This window comes from Paenibacillus sp. J22R67, assembly GCF_059692175.1.
In genome coordinates, this window is the sequence record NZ_JCAUAX010000004.1 from 427,883 (window position 1) to 448,721 (window position 20,839).

At 48.2% G+C, this 20,839-nt stretch carries 17 protein-coding genes; 15 read left to right on the forward strand and 2 right to left on the reverse strand.

Features of this window, described 5'->3' with window-relative positions; genetic code table 11:
* Positions 1–66 precede the first annotated feature (66 nt).
* The 9 genes from AC58VC_RS18190 to AC58VC_RS18230 all read left to right on the forward strand — a co-directional run bounded on the left by AC58VC_RS18190 (position 67) and on the right by AC58VC_RS18230 (position 12,098).
* Positions 67–2,346: a helix-turn-helix domain-containing protein gene (locus AC58VC_RS18190; protein ID WP_497370586.1), complete on the forward strand. Its 2,280-nt coding sequence runs from the start codon at positions 67–69 to the stop codon at positions 2,344–2,346.
* A gap of 45 nt (positions 2,347–2,391) precedes the next feature.
* Positions 2,392–4,449: a glycoside hydrolase family 65 gene (locus AC58VC_RS18195; protein WP_497370216.1), complete on the forward strand. Its 2,058-nt coding sequence runs from the start codon at positions 2,392–2,394 to the stop codon at positions 4,447–4,449.
* A 41-nt stretch (positions 4,450–4,490) separates the two neighbouring features.
* A complete protein-coding gene (locus AC58VC_RS18200; RefSeq protein ID WP_497370217.1) occupies positions 4,491–5,633 on the forward strand; it encodes an oligogalacturonate lyase family protein in 1,143 nt (380 codons plus the stop codon).
* A gap of 27 nt (positions 5,634–5,660) precedes the next feature.
* Positions 5,661–6,803, forward strand: coding sequence for a glycoside hydrolase family 88/105 protein (locus AC58VC_RS18205; RefSeq protein ID WP_497370218.1), 1,143 nt, complete (start codon positions 5,661–5,663; stop codon positions 6,801–6,803).
* Between the two features lies 1 nt (position 6,804).
* Positions 6,805–9,249 carry a glycosyl hydrolase family 95 catalytic domain-containing protein gene (locus AC58VC_RS18210; protein ID WP_497370219.1) on the forward strand — a complete coding sequence of 815 codons (2,445 nt, stop codon included), beginning with the start codon at positions 6,805–6,807 and terminating at the stop codon, positions 9,247–9,249.
* A gap of 101 nt (positions 9,250–9,350) precedes the next feature.
* The gene (locus AC58VC_RS18215; RefSeq protein ID WP_497370221.1) at positions 9,351–9,596 is read left to right on the forward strand and encodes a hypothetical protein; all 246 of its coding nucleotides are present in this window, start codon (positions 9,351–9,353) and stop codon (positions 9,594–9,596) included.
* A 257-nt stretch (positions 9,597–9,853) separates the two neighbouring features.
* Positions 9,854–10,789, forward strand: coding sequence for an ornithine carbamoyltransferase (locus AC58VC_RS18220; RefSeq protein ID WP_497370222.1), 936 nt, complete (start codon positions 9,854–9,856; stop codon positions 10,787–10,789).
* 173 nt (positions 10,790–10,962) lie between these two features.
* A complete protein-coding gene (locus AC58VC_RS18225) occupies positions 10,963–11,868 on the forward strand; it encodes an acetamidase/formamidase family protein (RefSeq protein ID WP_497370223.1) in 906 nt (301 codons plus the stop codon).
* Positions 11,865–12,098 (forward strand): hypothetical protein, encoded by a 234-nt coding sequence (locus tag AC58VC_RS18230; RefSeq protein WP_497370225.1) that lies wholly within the window; start codon positions 11,865–11,867, stop codon positions 12,096–12,098. The genes AC58VC_RS18225 and AC58VC_RS18230 overlap by 4 nt, the downstream gene beginning before the upstream one ends.
* A gap of 71 nt (positions 12,099–12,169) precedes the next feature.
* Here AC58VC_RS18230 and AC58VC_RS18235 read toward each other — a convergent pair whose 3' ends face one another.
* The gene (locus tag AC58VC_RS18235; RefSeq protein ID WP_497370226.1) at positions 12,170–12,721 is read right to left on the reverse strand and encodes a helix-turn-helix domain-containing protein; all 552 of its coding nucleotides are present in this window, start codon (positions 12,719–12,721) and stop codon (positions 12,170–12,172) included.
* Positions 12,722–12,897: 176 nt separating this feature from the next.
* Here AC58VC_RS18235 and AC58VC_RS18240 point away from each other — a divergent pair, with 176 nt between their 5' ends.
* The 4 genes from AC58VC_RS18240 (at position 12,898) to AC58VC_RS18255 (ending at position 16,358) form a co-directional block, all read left to right on the forward strand.
* Positions 12,898–13,569, forward strand: a complete 672-nt coding sequence (locus tag AC58VC_RS18240) for an alpha/beta hydrolase (protein ID WP_497370227.1) — start codon at positions 12,898–12,900, stop codon at positions 13,567–13,569.
* Positions 13,566–14,336: a DODA-type extradiol aromatic ring-opening family dioxygenase gene (locus tag AC58VC_RS18245; RefSeq protein WP_497370228.1), complete on the forward strand. Its 771-nt coding sequence runs from the start codon at positions 13,566–13,568 to the stop codon at positions 14,334–14,336. Before AC58VC_RS18240 ends, AC58VC_RS18245 begins: the two co-directional genes overlap by 4 nt.
* Positions 14,337–14,485: 149 nt before the next feature.
* On the forward strand, positions 14,486–14,917 hold the full coding sequence (locus tag AC58VC_RS18250) for an RrF2 family transcriptional regulator (RefSeq protein ID WP_497370229.1): 432 nt from the start codon (positions 14,486–14,488) through the stop codon (positions 14,915–14,917).
* A gap of 7 nt (positions 14,918–14,924) precedes the next feature.
* On the forward strand, positions 14,925–16,358 hold the full coding sequence (locus AC58VC_RS18255) for a 4-hydroxyphenylacetate 3-hydroxylase family protein (protein WP_497370230.1): 1,434 nt from the start codon (positions 14,925–14,927) through the stop codon (positions 16,356–16,358).
* Positions 16,359–16,424: 66 nt separating this feature from the next.
* Here AC58VC_RS18255 and bcbE read toward each other — a convergent pair whose 3' ends face one another.
* Complete coding sequence (gene bcbE, locus AC58VC_RS18260; RefSeq protein ID WP_497370231.1) at positions 16,425–17,630, reverse strand: bacillibactin exporter BcbE; 1,206 nt, start codon at positions 17,628–17,630, stop codon at positions 16,425–16,427.
* A 267-nt stretch (positions 17,631–17,897) separates the two neighbouring features.
* Between bcbE and AC58VC_RS18265 the strand changes: the two genes are divergently transcribed.
* Positions 17,898–19,262, forward strand: coding sequence for an LLM class flavin-dependent oxidoreductase (locus AC58VC_RS18265; RefSeq protein WP_497370232.1), 1,365 nt, complete (start codon positions 17,898–17,900; stop codon positions 19,260–19,262).
* Between the two features lie 242 nt (positions 19,263–19,504).
* On the forward strand, positions 19,505–20,839 hold the full coding sequence (locus tag AC58VC_RS18270; RefSeq protein ID WP_497370233.1) for an LLM class flavin-dependent oxidoreductase: 1,335 nt from the start codon (positions 19,505–19,507) through the stop codon (positions 20,837–20,839).

Here is a 20,839-nt window from a genome sequence, read left to right on the forward strand (position 1 = left end):
GTGTCGCGAGGGAACGGATCGCGCTATAATAGTAAGATCTCCTAATAAGGTGGGAACCCCAACGTGATGCAATCCTTCAAAAAATGGCTGAAATACAATTTAGCCCATACGCAAACCCGGCTCGTACTCATTTTAACCGTATCGGTGTTTCTAATCATTCTAGCCGTCAGCCTGACATCCTACTATACGTCAAAGTCTGTCCTGCAGGAAGAGCTCAGCGAGCCGCAGCGCCAAATGCTTCAATTGAATATGAACGTTATTGATGACGCTATCAAAGAGAGTGATAAGGCCGCTATTCAAGTTGCTTTGAACGCAAATATTTATACGTTTCTGACCAGTGAGGTACAGAATTCGTACGCCAACATATCAGAGCTCTATCAATTGCTGTCTACCCTGATAGGCAATTCTAAGTATATTAAGAGCATCTATGTGTATGACATGACCAAAGGGAGCTTCATCGCCATTCCGCAGGGCTACAGCTCGAGCAAACTGAACTTTGACGATTCAGATTGGATTAATGTCGTCGATGAGTTCGGTGATGGCATGACGGTGATCAAGAAGCGTCAGGTGCCGGAAGGCGCCGGTAGAAAAGGCTCCGAAGTTACACTATTTCGCAAAATCATGATTCAAGGACAGTTCAAGGGAATTGTCACTGTCAATCTCAAGGATGAGGAGCTGTTCGCCAAGCTGAATCCTCCTGTATTAAACAATCTAAATCGGATGCGTTACATCATCGACGAGCATGATGAGATCCTGTACGCGGTCTCCAACTATGATTTCGACCAGGAGTCGATTCGGCAGGCGTTAGCCCAGCTCAGGGAAGACGGCAGCAGTGACATTACCCATCAGAATCGCAAATTGCTGGTCAATCAGCTTGTTTCAGATGTAACGGGCTGGAAATACGTATCCATTGTCGTGCAGGACAGTCTGCTGGCCAAGTCCAAGAAGGTTCGCAATGTCGTCTTGACCGTCTCCGTGGCAGCACTGGCGCTCGGATGCGCGACGATTTTCTACATCAATGCCGCTGCTTTCCGCCCTGTTCGCAGGCTGATGCAGTTGTTTAGCAGCTACGACCGCAAGTCCATGAATTCCGAAGGCATAGATCTCGAGAAGCTGGCTGGTGAACTGCTTACTAACCATGCCCATCTGTCTCAGCTCGTAAGAGAGACGATGTCGGAGGCTTCATCTAAGCTGCTTTATGATATGTATACGGGGAACTTAACGGGCAAGCGGGATGTAGAGGAAAAGTGGCATCGCTACTTTGGTGAATGGTCGTCAGAGCCCTTTACGGTAGCCGTTATATCGATCGACCAATATGAGGAATGGTCGCGCAAGTACACGGGCGACGATCAGTCATTATTGAAGTTCGCTATGGCTAACATCGTTGCTGAGCTGTTCGAACAAAGGTGGAGGGTCGTTTGTGCCGACTTTGGCAAAGACAAGATGGCCATCTTGCTGCAGCCGCTTGAAGCGGGGATCGTGCTTGAGCGGAAGTTGGAGGAAGCAGTTGAGGTCGTCTCCAGTCTGCTCAAGTTTAGCATTTCGGCAGGTGTAAGTACGCCTCAAACAGAAGTTGCTCGCCTGCGTCAGGCGATGCTGGAAGCTGAGAATGCCCTGAATTATCGGCTTTATCAAGGCTATGGGCAGATCATTCCGTTTCATGAGGTATCGGGGCATGAAGTGATGGAGACGGTTGTGGACGCAGGTAAGCTAGATGAGCTATCGCGGTTGATTGAGTCGGGGGACGAGACAGGATCGCTGGAAGCGGTTGAACGTCTGATCTCCGATGTGCGAAGCAATTATGGGTATCCTTCTGCCGCTTTAACTTTTCTACGGGCAGTGCTGGAGCGTATTGAGCAGTTATGGCAGGCTGACGACGAATCTGCCGAGGGCAGCGCGTTCGAGAGATTCAACACGCTTCATTTAGGAGACATACAAGAGGAACTCAGCAAGCGTGTCCAGCCGCTGGTTCAGCGCTTCCATAAACTAATTCAAAGCAAGGATTTTATCACATGCCACCGCATGATTGAGTATATGAAGCAGCATTTGAGTGAGACAATCGGTATTCCAGAGATTGCTGACGATGTCGGAATTAGCAGCAGTCTGGCCAGTCAGATTTTCAAGCAAGAAACGGGAGAAACCATCTATAACTATTTGACGCGTCTGCGTTTGGAACGTGCGGCGGATCTGCTGCTGAAGACCGAATACAAGATTTCGGATATCGCGGTTATGGTCGGCTATCAGCACGAGAACAGCTTCATTCGAAGCTTCCGCAAATTCAAGAATATCACCCCGGGCAAATACCGGGATATGATGAGAACCCGTACGGACACTATGCTGGAATAGACAAGCGGTGTTGGTCGGATCGGATAAATGAACATAGGAGGAACTATGGACAGACGACAAATCATACAGCGGCACAATCCTGAGTTGCATAAATGGGACCCTTTGTCCCCATTTTCTGTGGGGAATGGTGAATTCGCCTTCAGCGCAGACATCACGGGATTACAGACATTCCCAGATCAATATGAGGTACCGCTAGGTACGCAGTCCAACTGGGGTTGGCACTATACGGGTGGACGGAATCGATTTACGGATCAAGATGTCGAACACCAAATGTTCGATACGCATGGCAGACTGGTCGGTTACCCGATGAAACCTGGGAGTACTGCGGAGGCCTATCACTGGCTGAGGATGAATCCGCATCGCCTGCAACTAGGCCGAGTTTCTTTTCGCTTCCTGCTGGAATCGGGTGAAGTGGCTGAAGCAACCGATGTGGCGCTGATCAGCCAGCAGCTCGATCTATGGTCGGGCGTGCTGACTAGCGCTTATACCATTCAAGGCGTACTGGTTCATGTTACCACCGCTTGTCATCCTTCCATTGATGCGATTGGTGTGCGTGTGCAATCAGGACTAATCGCGCAAGGCCGGCTGCAGGTGTTCGTCCGTTTCCCTGCGCCGGATATGACGCATACAAGTTGGGCGAAGGCTGTGTTTCCTGACTGGGACAACGACAATAGGCACAGGACGGAACTTCGCGAAGGCGGCAGCAATGAAGCATTGCTAGAACGTATGATGGATGAAGATAAATATGAGCTGCGCTGGGCTTGGAGTGCTGGCACTCTTACACGGACAGGAGCGCATGAATTTACGCTGTTCCCTCCATCTGAGCAAGTTGAATTGATTGAATTTTCTGTGACCTTTGCCCCGGAATCAGCGCAAATAGCCCCGTCATTTGAAGAGACGATGGCAGCGAGCAAGCTTCACTGGGAGAAATTTTGGCTCAGCGGAGCGGCAATCGATTTCTCTGGCAGCTCGGATCCACGAGCTTACGAGCTGGAGAGACGCGTTGTTCTTTCGCAGTTCCTGTGTGCTATGCACAGTGGTGGCTCCCTGCCACCGCAAGAGACGGGACTGATGTACAACAGCTGGTTTGGCAAGTCGCACTTGGAGATGCATTGGTGGCATGGCGCGCATTTCCCGCTTTGGGGAAGAGAGAGCATCCTGCTGAAAAGTATGGATTGGTACAGCCGGATCTTGCCGGTTGCCCGCGAACTCGCGCAGTCACAAGGATATGAAGGTGCCCGCTGGCCCAAAATGGTCGACTTCGAAGGAAAACCTTGCCCCTCGCCCGTTGCGCCAGGGTTGATCTGGCAGCAGCCGCACCCGATGACACTAGCGGAGCTATGTTATAAAGCTCAGCCGACGAGGGAGCTGCTGGAACGATTCCGTGATATTGTCTATGAATCAGCGGATTTCATGGTCTCTTTTGCCTATTTGGATGAAGCGAAGCAAGTTTACGATCTAGGCCCACCGCTAATTCCAGCGCAGGAGTGCCACTCGCTTGCGGGAAGTAAAAATCCTCCGTACGAGCTGGAGTACTGGAAATATGGTTTGGAGATCGCGGTCCGTTGGGCGGAGCTTCTGCAGGAAACACCGAATCCGAAGTGGTCACAGGTTGCCGGGATGATGGCCGATCCGCCGCAGGCTGAAGGTGTTTATCTGGCCCATGAGCAGTGCCCGGATACCTTTACAGCCAAAAATCACGACCATCCATCGATGCTCGGTGCGCTTGGCATTTTACCTGGAACAAGGATTGACCGTCAGGTGATGTTGAACACGCTGCTGAAGGTGAAAGAGGTATGGAAATGGGGCTCCGCTTGGGGCTGGGACTTCCCGATGTGTGCCATGACGGCGGCAAGACTAGGTGAACCGGACCTGGCAGTGGACTTCCTGCTTATGGATGCAGCGAAAAATACGTATTTAACCAATGGTCACAACTATCAGCGAGTTGGTTTGTCCGCTTATTTGCCAGGTAACGGAGGTTTATTGACGGCTGTTGCGATGATGGCTGCTGGCTGGGAAGGCAGTTCGAATTCCCATAACCCGGGGTTTCCGCAGGATGGCAGTTGGAACGTGAACTGGGAAGGATTGAAACCTTGGTTGTAGGTCAACTAGGTCTAATGAATGGATAATAAGGAGGCGATCGTATGACAAAAGGAACAATATGGCCCTCGGAGCGAAAATCGGCAACGGACCGATTCACTGGCCTTGAAGTGATACAACTGACGGATTATAAGTCGCATAGCCATCATTTATATTTTACGGAAAGCGGTTGGTATGATCAGGATCAGCGTCTTATCTTCGTCTCGGATCGTGGTAATAGTACTAATTTGTATAGCCTGCACGTTGAGTCTGGTGTGATTACGCAGCTGACCAATTACCCGGGAAATGATCATCTTGATGCGTGCTTGCTGCCGGATGGGAGCGCTGTATATATAAAGCTCGGAACACGGATCATACGTCTAGATCTACTAGGAGATTTTGATGAAAAAGTGGTATATGAAGCGCCTGCGGGATATCATCTCGGCAATGTAAGCGCCAGCGCCGACGGGCAACATGTCTGTACTTGTGTCCAAGAAGATTTATCGCACCGGATTCGACTCGATCTCGGCAACGGTTATGTGGGGCATCGAGAACTCATGGAAGCAGCTCCCCATAGCATGATCGTGCGCATCGACGCAGTGAACGGCGGTGCGGAAACGATCTATGAAGCAAACCGCTTTATTACGCATATCAATGCGTCTCCCAAGGAGCCTTGGCTGATGACATTTTGTCATGAGGGACCTTGGCATTTGGTCGATCACCGCATCTGGGGACTTGATTTGCGCACAGGCCATGCGTGGAAAATCCGTGAACGTCTCGAGCCTGAGGAGAAGGTCGGCCACGAATTTTTTTATCCTGACGGCGTAACGATTGGCTACCATGGGTTCCGTACGAACGGGACGAATTTCTTCGGCAGCATCCGCTATGACAATACAGAGCTTGAAGAAACGGAATTTAATTTTGATACTTGGCATGGTTATTCAGATGGTTTGGGTCAAGCGATCGTTGACGGCAAAAGCGCAGTGAAGACACTAAGCATTTGGCGAAAGCAGGATGGAGTGTACGATGGACCTCGCATGCTGTGTGAGTTGCGCTGCAGCTTTCATTCTCAGAAAGTGCATGCACATCCGCGTTTTGATGCAAAAGGCAAGCGTGTGCTATTTACAAGCGATAAGAACGGATATGGAAATTTGTACTTAGTTAACGTCCCAGAGGACTTTACTGTATTGCCACTGTTCACTCCATAAAAAATGAAACGTGAGGGGGCATAAGCCATGAAGGCTTCCATGCTGGATACGAAAATCGAACGAATGTCCGTCAGGGTCGGGGAAACGATTCTATCGCATAGCAAAGACGGGTACCATCCAAAAATTGCCAATCAATGGGGGTATGTCGCAGGAATGGCGCTAGCAGCCGTCGATAAGTTAGGTGATTGGGCAGGCGAGGCGAAATATCATGATTTCGTCAAGCGGCATATGGACGTTTTTGTGCAAGAGGATGGTTCTATACGCGGTTACAAACTTAACGATTACAACCTTGATCATATCAATAAAGGAAAGAACCTTCTTCGTTTATGGAGGGAAACAGGCGAAGCGAAATACGAGGCAGCAGCGCGACTACTGATCACTCAGCTTGTCGGTCAACCGCGTACGAATGAGGGCGGATTTTGGCATAAAAAAATATATCCGTATCAAATGTGGTTGGACGGCTTGTATATGTCTTCCCCCTATATGGCTGAATATGCTCGTACATTCAATGACAATAGCTGGTTTGACGAGGCAGCGCATCAGTTGCTGCTGGTCGAGCGTCATACGCGTAATCCGCAGACGGGTTTGCTGCATCACGCCTGGGATGAAACCCAGGAGCAGCGATGGTGCGATAGCGGGATGGGCCGATCGAGACATGTATGGGGTCGGGCAATGGGCTGGTATGCCATGGCGTTGGTGGATGCGCTTGAGCATTTTCCAATCGGGCATCCGAAGCGTGGACAGCTCATGGGCATTTTTGAAAGGATGGTTAATAGCGTCGTACGGGCACAGGATCAAGAAAGCGGTGTCTGGTACCAGGTTATGGATTGCAATGGCCAGCAAGGCAACTATCTGGAGTCGTCGGGTTCCTGCATGCTCACTTATGCGATTGCAAAAGGAATTAGGCTGCAATATTTGGCGGAAATCGACCGGAGCGTCGTAGAAAGAGCCTATGAAGGTATCATGAAACGTTTCGTGACGGAAGACGAGCAGGGCGTGCACCTTCATCATATCTGTCACGGTGCGGGACTTGGCGGCCGTAAATACCGAGATGGCTCCTATGCGTATTATTTAAGCGAGGCGATTGTAAGCGATGTCTTAATGGGTGTTGCTCCGCTGCTGCTTGCTACACTTGAGATGGAGCAGTTGCGCGAGCAGTGTGAGGAATGAGATGCTGGGGCAAAAAGAAAACCGAGATGAAGATAAGCTGACGATGAGCTACCCGGCCTCCTGGTGGCGAAATATGTGGCGCGAGGGGCTGCCTGCTGGCAATGGCGTGCTTGGTGCGTCCGTATTCGGTGGTGTTCAGGAGGAAACGGTGCTGCTGAACCATGCGAAGTTGTGGCACTGGGGACAGCGAGATGAGCTTCCCGATGTCAGCTTCACGCTTGCGCAGACGCGGAAGCTGATGGATGAGAGGCGCTATCAGGAAGCGAGTTGGCAGCTGGCGGATGCGCTGAAGGAGCGGGGGTATGGGACGAAGCTGGCCTCCAGGTTTCCGCTGGCAGCCATCCATCTGACGATGCCCAGCAAGCATGCTTTTCGCGGGTACTGCCGAGAGCTAGATATGGATAGCGGCGAAATTACAGTGGCTTGGAATGACGGGGATTGCCGGTATAAGCGGACGCTGTTCGTATCCCGTGCCGATGATTGCCTTGTTTATGCGATCGAAGGAGAAGGGGGGAGCGGCATAACCGGTGAAATCGGTCTGCAGCTTCATCCCAGTGACCGGTGGGCGGATACGCCGGAGTACAAGGAGCTGGAGAGCTCTGTGGAAACAGGAGCAGATGAAGCTCATACGTGGTACTCGGCAACGAACGATGACGGAACCGATTTTGGAGCTGTGCTGCGGATTGTACAGGAAGGTGGACAAACCACTGGAGCAGATGGCGTCATCCGTTTCATGGGAGCAAGTCGAGTGCTCGTGCTGGTTAAAGTATTTACACGTGGTCAGCGAGCGGAAGACTGGCCTCGGTTAAAGCTGGAGCTTGCCGACCTGCTTCAAGAATGGGAGGCCAGTGCGAGTGCTCGCGCTGTTTACGAACACTTGCTGGAACGGCATGTTGCGTTGCATCGACCGCTTTATCGCTCGGCGTTGCTTGTTCTGGGTGAGGAGGATTCGGATCCTCGCTCTAACGAGCGACTACTGCTGGATGCCTATGAGGGAGAAGCTTCCGAGACACTTATCCGGAAAATGTGGGCTTACGGCAGGTATTTATTCCTTAGCGGCACGTCCACTGCGGAAGAGGCTGAGCCCTTCGGCTTGTATGGATTGTGGGGAGGGGACTACCGGTTAGTCTGGAGTCACAACATGGCTAATGAAAACATCCAGATGATGTACTGGCATGCTCATGTCGGTGGATTAAGCGAGCTTGTTCCATCACTATTCCGGTATTATGAGTCGCTGATGGATGATTTTCGCGATAATGCTCGTAAGCTGTACGGCTGCCGGGGAATATATATGCCAGCTGGCACGACAGCGGGTGTTGGCGTACCCAGCCAGATTGTTCCGGTTATTTTAAATTGGACGGGAGCGGCTGGCTGGTTGGCACAACACTATTATGAGTACGCTAAGTTTACAGAAGAAGCAGGCTTCCTGGAAGAGCGAGCGCTGCCGTTCATGAGAGAGGTACTTCAATTCTATAAGGATTTCCTTGTGATCGACGGAAGTGGCCAGTACAACATATATCCTTCTGTATCACCGGAAAATACACCGCTCAACTACATGCCGACGGACGGCAAGCCTCTGGCGCATCCGATGCCGACAGCGATAAATGCGACGATGGACATCGCCATTTTGAAGGAATTGCTGCGGCATCTGATTGAAGCGGTTCAAGGGCTTGGGGATACCGAAAAGGAAGTAGAGGAATGGCAGGAAATGTTGGATCGTCTACCTGCTTACCGGGTGAACGACGAGGGAGCAGTAAGCGAATGGATTCATACAGATTTCGAAGACCGGTACGCTCACAGGCATTTGTCTCATCTGTATCCTGTATTTCCAGGACACGAAGTGACCAGGGAAGCGGATCCTGTCCTATTTCAAGCTTTTGAGACGGCAGTAAGAAAACGGGAGATTGGCGCGCAGACCGGTTGGTCGCTCGCGCACATGGCAGCGATCTATGCTCGACTAGGGGATGGTGACGGTTCGTTGGCATGCTTGGATATTTTATCGAGAGCGAGCTTGCTGCCGAATTTGTTCACCCTGCATAATGATTGGCGCGGGATGGGGCTGTCGATGAACATGGCGACGGCGCCAGTCCAGCTCGATGCCAATCTGGGCTGGGTGAACGCTATCCAAGAGATGCTGCTACAGGTCTCGCCAGGGATCGTCAAGCTGCTGCCCGCACTGCCCGAACGGTTGAAGCGGGGGAAGCTGTCTCACTGGAGATTTCATACGGGCAAAATCTCGATGGAGTGGGACACCGGATCAGGGAGGCTTCGAGCGGAGATAACAGCCGAGTGGGATACGAATACCGTCGTCAAGCTGCCCGCTTGGGTGCGTACCTGTACCGTTACTGGTGAGCATATTCAGAGGTCCCTGCTGGGGGAGCAGTGCTACTTGATTCAGATGAAGCGAGGAGATCAGCCAGTGATTTTTGAGGCTGAGGGGTGTTGATTCCATTCAGCTGTCCCAAATGATTCGAAAAAAGAGGCTCTCCCACGGTCATGGATGACTTGGGACGGCCTCTTTTTTATGGAGCCGAACGACCTTAGCGGGTGGTTTCCACGACAGTTAACGATGTTTTACATCGTTACAGTGGGCAGTTGTCGCGTTCAGCATGCGTTAGCGATGAAAAACAACGTTACAGCGGCGGAATCGACGTTGGCTGGTGGTTTCCACGACAGTTAACGATGTTTTACATCGTTACAGCGTGCAGTTGGCGAGTTCAGCATGCGTTAGCGATGAAAAACATCGTTACAGCGGCGGAATCGACGTTGGCTGGTGGTTTCCACAACAGTTAACGATGTTTTACATCGTTACAGCGTGCAGTTGGCGAGTTCAGCATGCGTTAGCGATGAAAAACAACGTTACAGTGGCGGAATCGACGTTGGATGGAATGTAACTGTGTTACTCCAATAAATAGCGGTAGTAGTTTTTACCGTTAATCTAAAGAGGCGCTCCCACGTGTAGAATACGGGAACCGTTGACACTGGTCTACTACTACAATAAAATGAATTTATATTCATAAATGTGTATTAATATACAATGAGGTGAAGCCATGAATCATCATTTATTGTCTTTAAAAGAACTTGATAAGCATACTTTGTTAGCCATTATTCAAAAAGGGATTGAGATCAAACGGAATCCAAAAGAGTTTTATCAATCTTGCGAAGGAAAAGGGCTTTTCATGCTTTTTCAGAAAACTTCGACCCGAACGAATTTATCATTTCAGTCTGGCATTAACCAAATGGGCGGTTACGCTGTGACCATGGATTGGGATTCGAGTAATTTTAGCCTATCACCAATTAAGTATGAAGTTCGTTATGCCTCTAGAAACTGTGATGTTATCATGGCTAGGTTAAAGAAGCATTCTGATTTGCTTGAGCTAGCAAAATACTCGAATGTCCCTGTCATTAATGGATGCTGTGATAAATACCATCCGTGCCAAGCGTTAGCTGATTTGATGACGATATACGAAGTAAAGGGCAGCTTCGCAGATGTGACTTTAACCTATGTAGGGATTCATAATAATGTTGCAAATTCCTTGATAGCAGGTTGTGTGACATTGGGCATTAAACTTTTGTTAGTAACTCCAATAATTAATGAAGCTTCATGGGATGAAGAACTAATGCACACTGCTTATGAAAGTGGACATATTGAAATCTTGCGTCGTTTGTCTGATGCTGTTCATAGAACAGATTTCATTTATACAGACACTTGGGTGGATATGGAACATTTTCAAGATACCCGGTATCAGGAGGAGAAAAATAGAAGGATTCAAACCATGATGCCATTTCAAATTAATAAGAAAAATCTAGATGGATCTTCTCCTTATATCATGCACGATATGCCCATTCATCCTGGATATGAAATCGAAGAGGATTTGATTGAATCGGAGCAATCTATTATTTATCAGCAGGCTGAGAATAGAATGCATGTTCAAAAGGGCTTATTATGGCATTTATTTGAAGCTCAATCGTTGCCGGGTATGTGACTTTGTGGTTTTCACGGAATTGTAGTCCGCTATTCCAGTTCCATGAATAAATCCTTAGCTTAGCTGGACTCCCGCTAGGTTTTTGAGAGTTTGTTAAGAATCGTACAAGTGAGTAGGAAATTTATAACAGTTGTCGAATGAATAGACAATCCAACCGAGATGGAGGAGTAGCCATGATTCATTCGTTCAACCCGCAAGTTTATTATCATACAATGGGCCAGCATCCAGCTGTTTTGATGATTCAAGATGGGGATACAGTCATTACAACGACAGTCGATGCAAGAGGCTGGGACCAAAAAGGTGAAAGCGCAGCTGCTCGCGGGAATCCAATGACAGGACCTTTCTATGTCGAAGGGGCGATGCCTGGCGATACGCTAGCCGTTCGATTCGAGTCCATAACTCCGAACCGCGATTGGGCGTGGACAACCAATATGCTCGCCCCAGCCGTTATTGATCCATCTGTTGCTGCTACATTGCCGGCATCTGAAATCGTGCACTGGGCAGTGGACGTAGCACAGGGAGTTGCTTATCTGAAGGAGCCGACGCCCGGGCTGGCGAAATTGAAGTTGCCTTTGCGGCCTTTTCTAGGGTGTTTTGGAGTAGCGCCTTCCAAAGGGCAGTTCATCTCAACGGCCACAAGCGGCGAATACGGTGGCAACATGGACTATAAAGGCCTGGTCGCAGGCACTACCGTTTATTTTCCAGTGTCGGCCGAGGGGGCATTATTTTATTTGGGTGATGGGCATGCATTGCAAGGCGATGGAGAAATCATGGGTACAGGTCTCGAAATATCAATGGATGTTCAGTTCACAGTTAGCGTTCAAAAAGGTAAAACGATAAGCTGGCCGCGGGGTGAAACCGACACGCATTGGTTTTGTATTGGCAATGCTCGGCCGCTTGATCAGGCGCTTCAACATGCAACAACCGAGATGTTTCGGCTGCTGCAGGAAGATTGCGGCTTGACCTCGTCGGAAGCCAGCTTGTTAATGGGGCAAGCCGTTGAATATGAAATTGCTAATATGTTCAATCCCGCTTACAGCGTAGTCTGCAAGCTGCCGAAATCGGTTTTATCGTTTTGAGACGATATATCAATGCAGCGCTTATTCTTAGTGTCGTTGCAGTAATTGGCGTTATTTTCATCTCTTCGCTGTTTGGTATTATCTGTGGAATTATTAGTATTGTTCTAAGCCTGACTCGCATGAAGACTGAGAAAAAGAAAAGTATGATTGCAATTACAATTAGTACGATTGCGATACTGTTATCTATCGTGTTGGCACTAGTCCTAGCTTTTTCACTCGATGGTTTTTAATGAATGTTAGTTCAACTGCTGTAATAAAAAAAGCCCTCAAACCTAGTCGCAAAGCTAGGTTTGAGGGCTTTTTAGATAAACTCTCGTCCGCCGTCAGTCTCTGTATAGATGGAGATAAGCACGATCGCCGTGTCATCGCCTATATTTCTCACAACATGTGGCGTGCATGCGTTCCAACTGAACGAATCGCCCTCCCCGAATTCAGCCACATCTTCTCCCTGCTCCGCGTGCACTCTGCCTTTAATTACGACATGGACCTCTTCGCCTTCGTGAGCATGAGGCAAGTCACCTGTTGAGGCACCTACAGGAAATTCTACCAACATCATTCTGACATTCTTTGTAGAGCTCAGATGCTCCACCTTTAAATGGTCAGAACCACTTGTCGTAATTCTTCGTTCGTCCTTGCGGACAACCTGCATGCGTTCCTCTTTTTTCAAGAGCAAATAAGCCAAAGGTACCTTTAAAACCTGAGCGATATGTTCAAGCGTAGAAATGGAGGGGGAAGTTTTATTCGTTTCAAGCTGACTCATGAAGCCTTGAGACAAACCAGTTTCTTCACAAATTTGGGCAATCGTGATATTCTTTCGCTTTCGAATTGCCCGTATCGTTGAGCCGATATCCATCCCGACTGCACCTCGCATAAAATATTAGTCATACAAAACTTAATTACATATTAGCAAAATTTCAGTTGACATGCTAGAATGTCTCGTATTAAATTACTTATATAAATATTAATTACATATTGCTTATATTATAAATAAACGCATAACATCTCATAAGAAAACAAAGGAGGATTATGATGATCCTAGCTTATCCATATGATGTTCATCTACCAGCGAATCTAGACCCAGACAAGAAATATCCGGTCATCTTTACTTTGCATGGCAAGGGCTCTAACGAAGAAAATATGTTTGGCTTGGTAGCTCCGTTAGCTGACGACTTCATTATTATTGGCATTCGAGGCAATCAGCCTCATACCTCAGGTTATCAGTATTATAGTTTGAAAAGCTTAGGCAATCCCATTCGGGAGATGTTTGACGAAGCGGTGAGGAACCTTGAAGCATTCATTCAATATGCCACAGAGAAGTATCCGATCGATCAGAGCAAGCGTTATTTGCTAGGCTTTAGCCAAGGCGCAATTTTATCTATGTCGCTTGCGCTTACGATGGGGAATCAGTTGAAGGGAATCGTTGCGCTGAACGGGTATATTCCTGACTTTGTGAAGACAGAGTATTCCCTGCGAAGCGTGAAGGAAGTATCGGTATTTGTTTCACATGGCGAGTACGACTCCGTCTTTCCAGTTCGGATTGGACATGAGACGGCTGCGTATTTCAAGGAGCAGACGCCGCTCCTAACATTTCATTTATATCCTACGGATCATGGGGTATCGGAGGAAAACCAGCTCGATTTTCTACATTGGCTTAGACAGGATCTTGATCTGATAATAACTAAGGAGAGTGAAGAGGTATGATGCCTTCCTATTTTTTCGCGCATGGCGCGCCGTCGATTGTACTTGAGGATAACGCATATACACACCTGTTAAAGAACTTTAAGGATCATACAACGAAACCAAAAGCAATTGTACTCTTTTCCGCTCATTGGGAGGAATCGGTGCAGACCGTAAGTGCTGCTGAAACGTATGAAACTATCTATGACTTTGGCGGGTTTCAGGATGAGCTTTACCAAATGACCTATCCGGCCCAAAGCGACCGCTCCCTCGCTCAGCAAATTCAAAAGCTGTTTGAGCAGCAAGGCATTCAGAGTGTTCAAAATGAGAAACGAGGACTCGATCACGGGGCTTGGGCTGTTCTGAAACTGCTGTATCCTGATGCAGATATCCCGGTTGTCGCTCTATCCGTGAACCGGAATTTGCCAAATGAACAACAGTATCAAATCGGCAAAGCGTTGGCAGAGCTCAGGGAGCAGGATGTTCTAATTATTGGCAGCGGCGGCACCGTTCACAATTTAAGGAGCTTAAATTGGCGTTTCGGGGGGATTGACGAGTGGGCAGAGCAGTTCGATAGCTGGCTCCAAAGCAAGCTCGAGTCATGGGATACGGAAGCGTTGTTTCAATATCGCGAGCTGGCTCCTTTCGCCCAGGAAGCCGTGCCAACGAATGAACACTTTATTCCACTGCTTCTCGCGATGGGAACAGGTGACTCCAAACGTCAGGCGAAGCTGCTTCACCGCAGCTATCAATACGGCAACTTGAGCTTAAGCTGCTGGCAATTTAATTAAAACAGGAAGGCAGCCGATGATGAGAATCGGCTGCCTTTCTTTGATTAGGCTAATCTTATAGTGGTCATATGGCGATTGTATGGATGAGAAATCAAAACTATAATCAATTTGAAATAGGATGATTTCAGTCATATATGAGGAGAGATAAGATGAAAATATCATCGAAAGGCGAATATGCACTACGAGCCCTCATCGTACTCGGACAAAATTTAAACGAATGGTTTGCCATTAGTGAATTGTCCCAGAAAACTCTGGTGACTGAGATGTATCTGGAAAAAATCATGCTGCAACTTAAGAAAATGAACTATGTCGAAAGCAGAAGAGGACAGCAAGGTGGTTTTAGGCTTTTGCATACACCTGAACAAGTGAACTTAGGCGAACTCATTCGTCAACTGGAAGGACCGTTAGCCCCAATGGGCTGCGCAAGCTTAACGAAATACGAGCCTTGTGAATTGGAAGCAGGGTGTCTATTGAAACCGTTATGGATATTAATAAGAGAGGTTATTGCTCAAGTTTTGGAACAGACTACGCTTCAAAACTTACTAGATGGTCAATTTAATCTGCAAATAAAGGATGTGTAAACCACTGATGTTTACCCGAGGGGAACAATTTATTCAAAGCCTCAATGACGGGCGGAAGGTATGGTTGGAAGGGAAGGACGTCGAAGTCTCCTCACACCCAGCTTTTGCAGGAACTTTAAATACGATCTCAGGACTATTTTCCATGCTGGACGATCCTGACCTCTGTAGTCAAATTGGTTTCCACGATACGGCTCACGGGAAATTTGTTCATCATGCGTTTTTGGTCCCACGCAGCAACACAGATCTAACAAAGCGAGCGAAAGCATTTCAAATTTGGGCGGAAAGCACATCAGGGGTTATGAGTCGTCTTTCAGATTATGCGCGTTCTCGTCTGACAGGCTGGTATGCGACAAGAGAGAGATATCGGAAATATGATAGCCATTTTGCTGGAAAGTTAGCAAGTTATTACGAAGAGGCAAAAGCCAAGGACTTATTTCTTACGGCTGTTCAGCGGGATCCTCAAATCAATCGTTCTCAAACAATCGGAGAGAATCCGGATGCTATCTTGCGTGTAATAGGTAGAAATGATGAGGGAGTTATCATAAGAGGAGCGAAAATGATCGCAACCGCCGCTCCATATGCGAACGATTTAATTGTTTACCCTGTAGCAAGAATACCGGATGATCGGCCTGAGTATGCACATATGATGATTGTACCTGCCAATTTGCCAGGCCTGCACATGATGTGTAGGGAATCATACGCTGAGTTGACCCATAAGGAAGATCACCCGATTAGCGCACGATTCGATGAAATGGATGCTGTGCTGTTCTTTGACGATGTGTTAGTTCCATGGGAACGCGTCCTTCTGCACGATCAACCCGAGGCGTTGTGGCGTATTCGAACCAATGAAGCCTCTAACAGTCTTGCCTATCATCAAAGCATCATTCGTCTGCAAGTCAAACTTGAATTCGCAACTGGTGTAGCTTGCGCGATTGCACAAGCCATCGGGGTTCATTCCTATATCAATATTCAAGAGAAATTAGGTGAACTGATTAATCAAATTCAAACGATTAAAGGGCTCATTGTCGCATCTGAAGCATCGGCGAAAGCTGATGAATTCGGCAATGTGCTGCCATCATTTGAATATATCGAAACAGCAAGAAATCTAGGTAGTCGCTATTATCCTCGTGTGTTGGAAATCATTCAAACCATAGGAGCGGGAGGGTTCTTCCAAGTTCCTTCAACTTGCTCAGAAATGGAAGGACCGTTATCTCCATTCATACAAAAATATCTGCAAGGGGCCACGCTTTCAAGCGCGGAAGATAAAGTCCGCTTATTTAAACTAGCATGGGATTTAATAGGGAGCCCTCTTGGATCTAGGCATGAGCTTTATGAGCGTTATTATGCTGGTGATCCAATGAGAAATTTAGCCAACCAGTACGTGAGTTACAACACAGAGAAGCTAACGAATATGGTGTATTCACGGATAGCATCGTCTTAGTTTGAATTTGACTAAAAGAAAGCGAAAAACAGATCTCAAAGTGAGACTTTGGAGATCTGTTTGTTATTAAGCCGCTGTCTCCTCTTGGTCGGGTTTTATCGTGAATAGGGCTAGAATCGCTGCAAGTACACAGACACCTGTAATCGTATAGAACATTAAGTGAGGCGAGACTCTCACAAGGATAGCAGCAAGTGGTGGACCGATGGCCACGCCTATGAATCTCATTGAACTATAAATGGAAGTGATGGTTCCGCGCTCACTCTTATTAATCCCTTCCGTAATCATGGCATCCATACATGGCAACGTTACACCAATTCCGATTCCTCCTACACTAATTAAAGCGATCAGCCAAGCGATATCATGCAACATACCGCTTATTATGAAGCTAGCGGCAGCTAACGCAATTCCTCCAAATGTGAGCCATTTCATTAGAACTTTATTTTTACCAATCCGTCTACCCGTAATAAACGAAGCTATGCACAAAGTAGCCGAGGGGATTGCCAATATGCAGCCTTTGATTATCCCTTTAACATGGTATTCATCCTCAAGGGTGTCAGACAAATAGAACAAAGTTCCGAAGATAGCAAGCATGCATATACAACCAATTGCAAAAGTGGCATATAACCATTTACCGTTATTGATGAAAATTTGTTTTATATTTGTTCGAAATTGAGCGAAAGTAACCTTTACGTCTTTCTTTTTATGCGGCGATTTAACTAGAAATGCGACCAATACAGCCGATATGAGACAAAGAACAGGAATGGCAAGAAAGGGAGCAAACCAGATGATTAAGGCAAAAGCCGCTCCAACTATGGGACTAAGAACTTTGCCAAAGGTATTGGCGGTCTCCACGATTCCTAGACTGCTGCTTACATCACTTTCTTTTTTGAAAATATCGCCGACAAGAGGCAGTACGATTGGAAAAGCACCTGCTGCTCCAATGCCTTGTAATAATCGGCCTAGCATGATGATCAAGTAAGGATTTTCGATCCACCAAGCACCTAACCCAGCAATTAAACCGCCAATACCAGTGATGATCAGGCTTGGGATAATAATTTGTTTTCTACCAAAGCGATCGGATAAGTAACCGGCCAAAGGGATGAGTAGGATGGCTACAGCCGAATAAATCGTTATCAACAAGCTCACCTGGAGAGAAGATATTCCTAATTTGCTGCGGATAGCAGGCAGCACAGGAATTAACATTGAATTTCCTAGTGTCATTATAAGTGGTATCGAGGCTATTGATATAAGGTCCCACTTTTTACTTTCCACCCATTACACCTAGCCTTCTGATTTGATTGTTCCTCTGAAAACGTGCTTAAACTAATATGCCCCTATTTATATTCCCAAAACAAAACATATTTATCCCACTTGTATAATCGGATTAGCTATTGTAAAATTATGAGAATAATTGTTATCTGCCAATTGGTCATCCAAAGGCTCCCTAACATAAGGTCACCGTACAAGTTCCACGTGCGGCTGCCCTTGGTCGGGAGCCTTTTCTTATTCTAATTTAACAAACAAGGGTGGTATGATTTTATGAGCAAAAAACAACGTCAACTTCATCTGAATTTGTTCGTTTCCCCGATGGGACATCATGAGGCAGCATGGCGGCATCCGCAGACGAATCTCGATCAACTGCTTGATTTCTCTTTGTACCAGCGTTTGGCTGCAAAAGCAGAAGCAGCGAAGCTGGATTCGCTGTTCTTTGCGGATCGGGTAGCGACCAGCCCGAACGCGGTCAGGTATGGGGCGACCGGCGGGTACGAACCGTTGACGCTATTGTCGGCACTTGCCGTGGTCACTAAGCGAATAGGTCTGATCGCGACCGTGTCCACAAGCTTCAACGAGCCGTTCAATCTAGCCAGGCGGTTTGCTTCTCTTGACCATCTTAGCCGCGGCCGCGCTGGCTGGAATATCATTACGTCTGGGACGGATGCGGAGGCTCAAAATTTCAATTATGAGCAAATCCCGGAACACGCTGCGCGCTATGAGCGAGCGCGGGAGTTTTTGGACGTAGCCACGAAGCTATGGGATAGCTGGGAAGACGATGCCCTTGTCAGGGACAAGGAAGCCGGCATTTTTGCGGATAGCTCCAAGGTTCACGAGCTTAATCATAAAGGGGACCACTTCTCTGTGAAGGGACCGCTTAACATATCACGTGGACCACAAGGTCGACCGCTGCTCGTTCAAGCCGGTTCATCGCAGAACGGCAGGCAGTTCGCTGCGGAGCATGCGGAAGCGATTTTCACGGCTCAGCAAACGTTTGAAGAAGCGGAATCCTTCTATACAGATATGAAGCAGCGGGCGGTTCAATTGAAGCGGTTACCGGAGCACATGGTCATCCTGCCGGGAATTTGCCCGATTATCGGGCGTACCGAAGAGGAAGCCAAAGAGAAGGAAGCCAAGCTCGTCGAGCTCTCCAACCCGGCCCACAGCTTGTTGATGCTGTCCAATCGAATCGGCTTTGATCTGACAAGTTATCCGCTGGACGGCCCCATGCCGCAGCTGCCCGTTCAAGAAGTGAGAGGTCATCAGAGTCGCACGCACTTGATCGTCGAGATGGCTCATCGAGAGAATCTGACGCTGCGTCAGCTCCTGGAGCGTCTGGCCGGAGGACGCGGTCATCGGACGATAACAGGCACACCCCAGCAGATTGCCGATGTGATGGAGCATTGGTTCCAGAACGGAGCTGCCGACGGCTTCAATATTATGCCGCAGTTGATGGCCGGGGGACTAGAGGACTTCCTTGATCTGATTGTTCCAGAGTTGCAGCGGAGAGGATTGTTCCGAAAGGAGTATACGGGTACGACCCTTCGCGATCACTACGAGCTTCCATACCCGGGCAGCCAGTTTGCCGAAGCTCCACATTCGACGGAGGAAACGAAGGAGTACAGCGCTTGAACCCGCAGCCTGACATTGGCTGTCTGCAGCCGAATTCTACTTTTAATTTGAGAAAGCGCGTCCCTTCATGGAGGAGGAGACGTGCTTTTTTTATTTTCGGCAATTGTACTCCGATAGAACTTTTAAATAGATGAATAGAAGAATGCGATATACACTGTGACCAACTGTTGAGATATAGTAATCCTATGAAATTAAATCCGATTATACCTATTGGTATTAACGGTTAATAAGGAGTGACTACCATGTCCAAGAGACAGTTGAAGCTAGGAGCTAATCTGAATGGAGTAGGAAATAGTATATCCTTCTGGCGCCACCCCGAAGTGCCAACCAATGCGAGCGTCAATTTAGCATTTTACAAAGATCAGGCTCGTAAAGCTGAGCAAGGAAAATTCGATCTTTTGTTTATCGCAGATGGCTTGTTTATTAATGAAAAGTCGAATCCTCATTTTCTCAATCGGTTTGAGCCGCTGACACTGTTGTCAGCCTTAAGCGAAGCAACAACGCATATCGGTCTGGTTGCAACCTTATCTACTTCCTATAGCGAGCCATTCACAGTGGCTAGACAGTTTGCTTCTATCGATCATCTTAGCGGGGGAAGAGCGGGCTGGAATGTCGTCACATCTCCCCTCGAGGGTTCGGCGCTTAACTTCGGGAAGGGCGACCACCCGCACCATTCGCTGCGTTACGAGATTGCTGAGGAACATCTTGAGGTTGTAAAAGGGTTATGGGATTCGTGGGAAGACGATGCATTTGTCCGAGACAAGGCTAGCGGTGTATTCTTCGATTCCACCAAACTTCACACGCTGCACCACAAGGGTAAACACTTTGCCGTTCAAGGACCGCTGAATGTTGCGCGTTCGAAGCAAGGATACCCCGTCGTATTCCAAGCGGGCTCCTCGGATTCCGGCAAAGAGCTTGCTGCCAGATCGGCCGATGCGGTGTATACGGGGCATGAGACGTTCGAGCAAGCACGTGCTTTTTACCAAGATGTCAAAAGCAGAGCTGCTGCATACGGTCGTCATCCGGATGAGATTCTGATTTTCCCGGGCATCGGCCCGATTGTTGGCAGGACCGAAGCAGAAGCAGAGCGCAAATATCAGGAAATTGCCGAGCTTGTCACCATTGAACAGGCACTGAATTATTTGGGACGTTATTTTGAGCATTATGACTTCTCGCAGCATGCTTTGGATGAGCCATTTCCGGAACTCGGCGACTTCGGCAGCAACAGCTTCCGCAGTACGACAGACCGCATTAAGCAGGAAGCCAAGGAGCAGGGACTCACACTTCGGCAGGTTGCACTCCGGGCATCCACGCCAAGAAGCAACTTCATCGGTACGCCGGAGAAGGTGGCTGATCTCATCCAGCAATGGTTCGAGGGAGGCGCTGCGGATGGCTTCAACATACGAACTGTCGTGCCGAACGGACTCGCCGATTTTGTTGATTTGGTTGTTCCCGTGCTGCAGGAACGCGGGATATTCCGCAAGGAGTATGAAAGTGACACGCTGCGAGGCAATCTGGGGTTACAGGTACCCGTGAACCGTTACATTCGGCATTCTGAAGCGGTGAGGGGGAGCTAG

Excerpts from the sequence above, each read along its gene's own strand:
- AC58VC_RS18210 (WP_497370219.1), top strand. The coding sequence starts at position 6,805 with ATGCTGGGGCAAAAAGAAAACCGAGATGAAGATAAGCTGACGATGAGC.
- AC58VC_RS18250 (WP_497370229.1), top strand. The coding sequence starts at position 14,486 with ATGAAAATATCATCGAAAGGCGAATATGCACTACGAGCCCTCATCGTA.
- AC58VC_RS18245 (WP_497370228.1), top strand. The coding sequence starts at position 13,566 with ATGATGCCTTCCTATTTTTTCGCGCATGGCGCGCCGTCGATTGTACTT.
- AC58VC_RS18225 (WP_497370223.1), top strand. The coding sequence starts at position 10,963 with ATGATTCATTCGTTCAACCCGCAAGTTTATTATCATACAATGGGCCAG.
- AC58VC_RS18220 (WP_497370222.1), top strand. The coding sequence starts at position 9,854 with ATGAATCATCATTTATTGTCTTTAAAAGAACTTGATAAGCATACTTTG.
- AC58VC_RS18190 (WP_497370586.1), top strand. The coding sequence starts at position 67 with ATGCAATCCTTCAAAAAATGGCTGAAATACAATTTAGCCCATACGCAA.
- AC58VC_RS18270 (WP_497370233.1), top strand. The coding sequence starts at position 19,505 with ATGTCCAAGAGACAGTTGAAGCTAGGAGCTAATCTGAATGGAGTAGGA.
- AC58VC_RS18240 (WP_497370227.1), top strand. The coding sequence starts at position 12,898 with ATGATCCTAGCTTATCCATATGATGTTCATCTACCAGCGAATCTAGAC.
- AC58VC_RS18235 (WP_497370226.1), bottom strand. The coding sequence starts at position 12,721 with ATGGATATCGGCTCAACGATACGGGCAATTCGAAAGCGAAAGAATATC.
- AC58VC_RS18205 (WP_497370218.1), top strand. The coding sequence starts at position 5,661 with ATGAAGGCTTCCATGCTGGATACGAAAATCGAACGAATGTCCGTCAGG.
- AC58VC_RS18195 (WP_497370216.1), top strand. The coding sequence starts at position 2,392 with ATGGACAGACGACAAATCATACAGCGGCACAATCCTGAGTTGCATAAA.
- AC58VC_RS18255 (WP_497370230.1), top strand. The coding sequence starts at position 14,925 with ATGTTTACCCGAGGGGAACAATTTATTCAAAGCCTCAATGACGGGCGG.
- AC58VC_RS18265 (WP_497370232.1), top strand. The coding sequence starts at position 17,898 with ATGAGCAAAAAACAACGTCAACTTCATCTGAATTTGTTCGTTTCCCCG.
- AC58VC_RS18200 (WP_497370217.1), top strand. The coding sequence starts at position 4,491 with ATGACAAAAGGAACAATATGGCCCTCGGAGCGAAAATCGGCAACGGAC.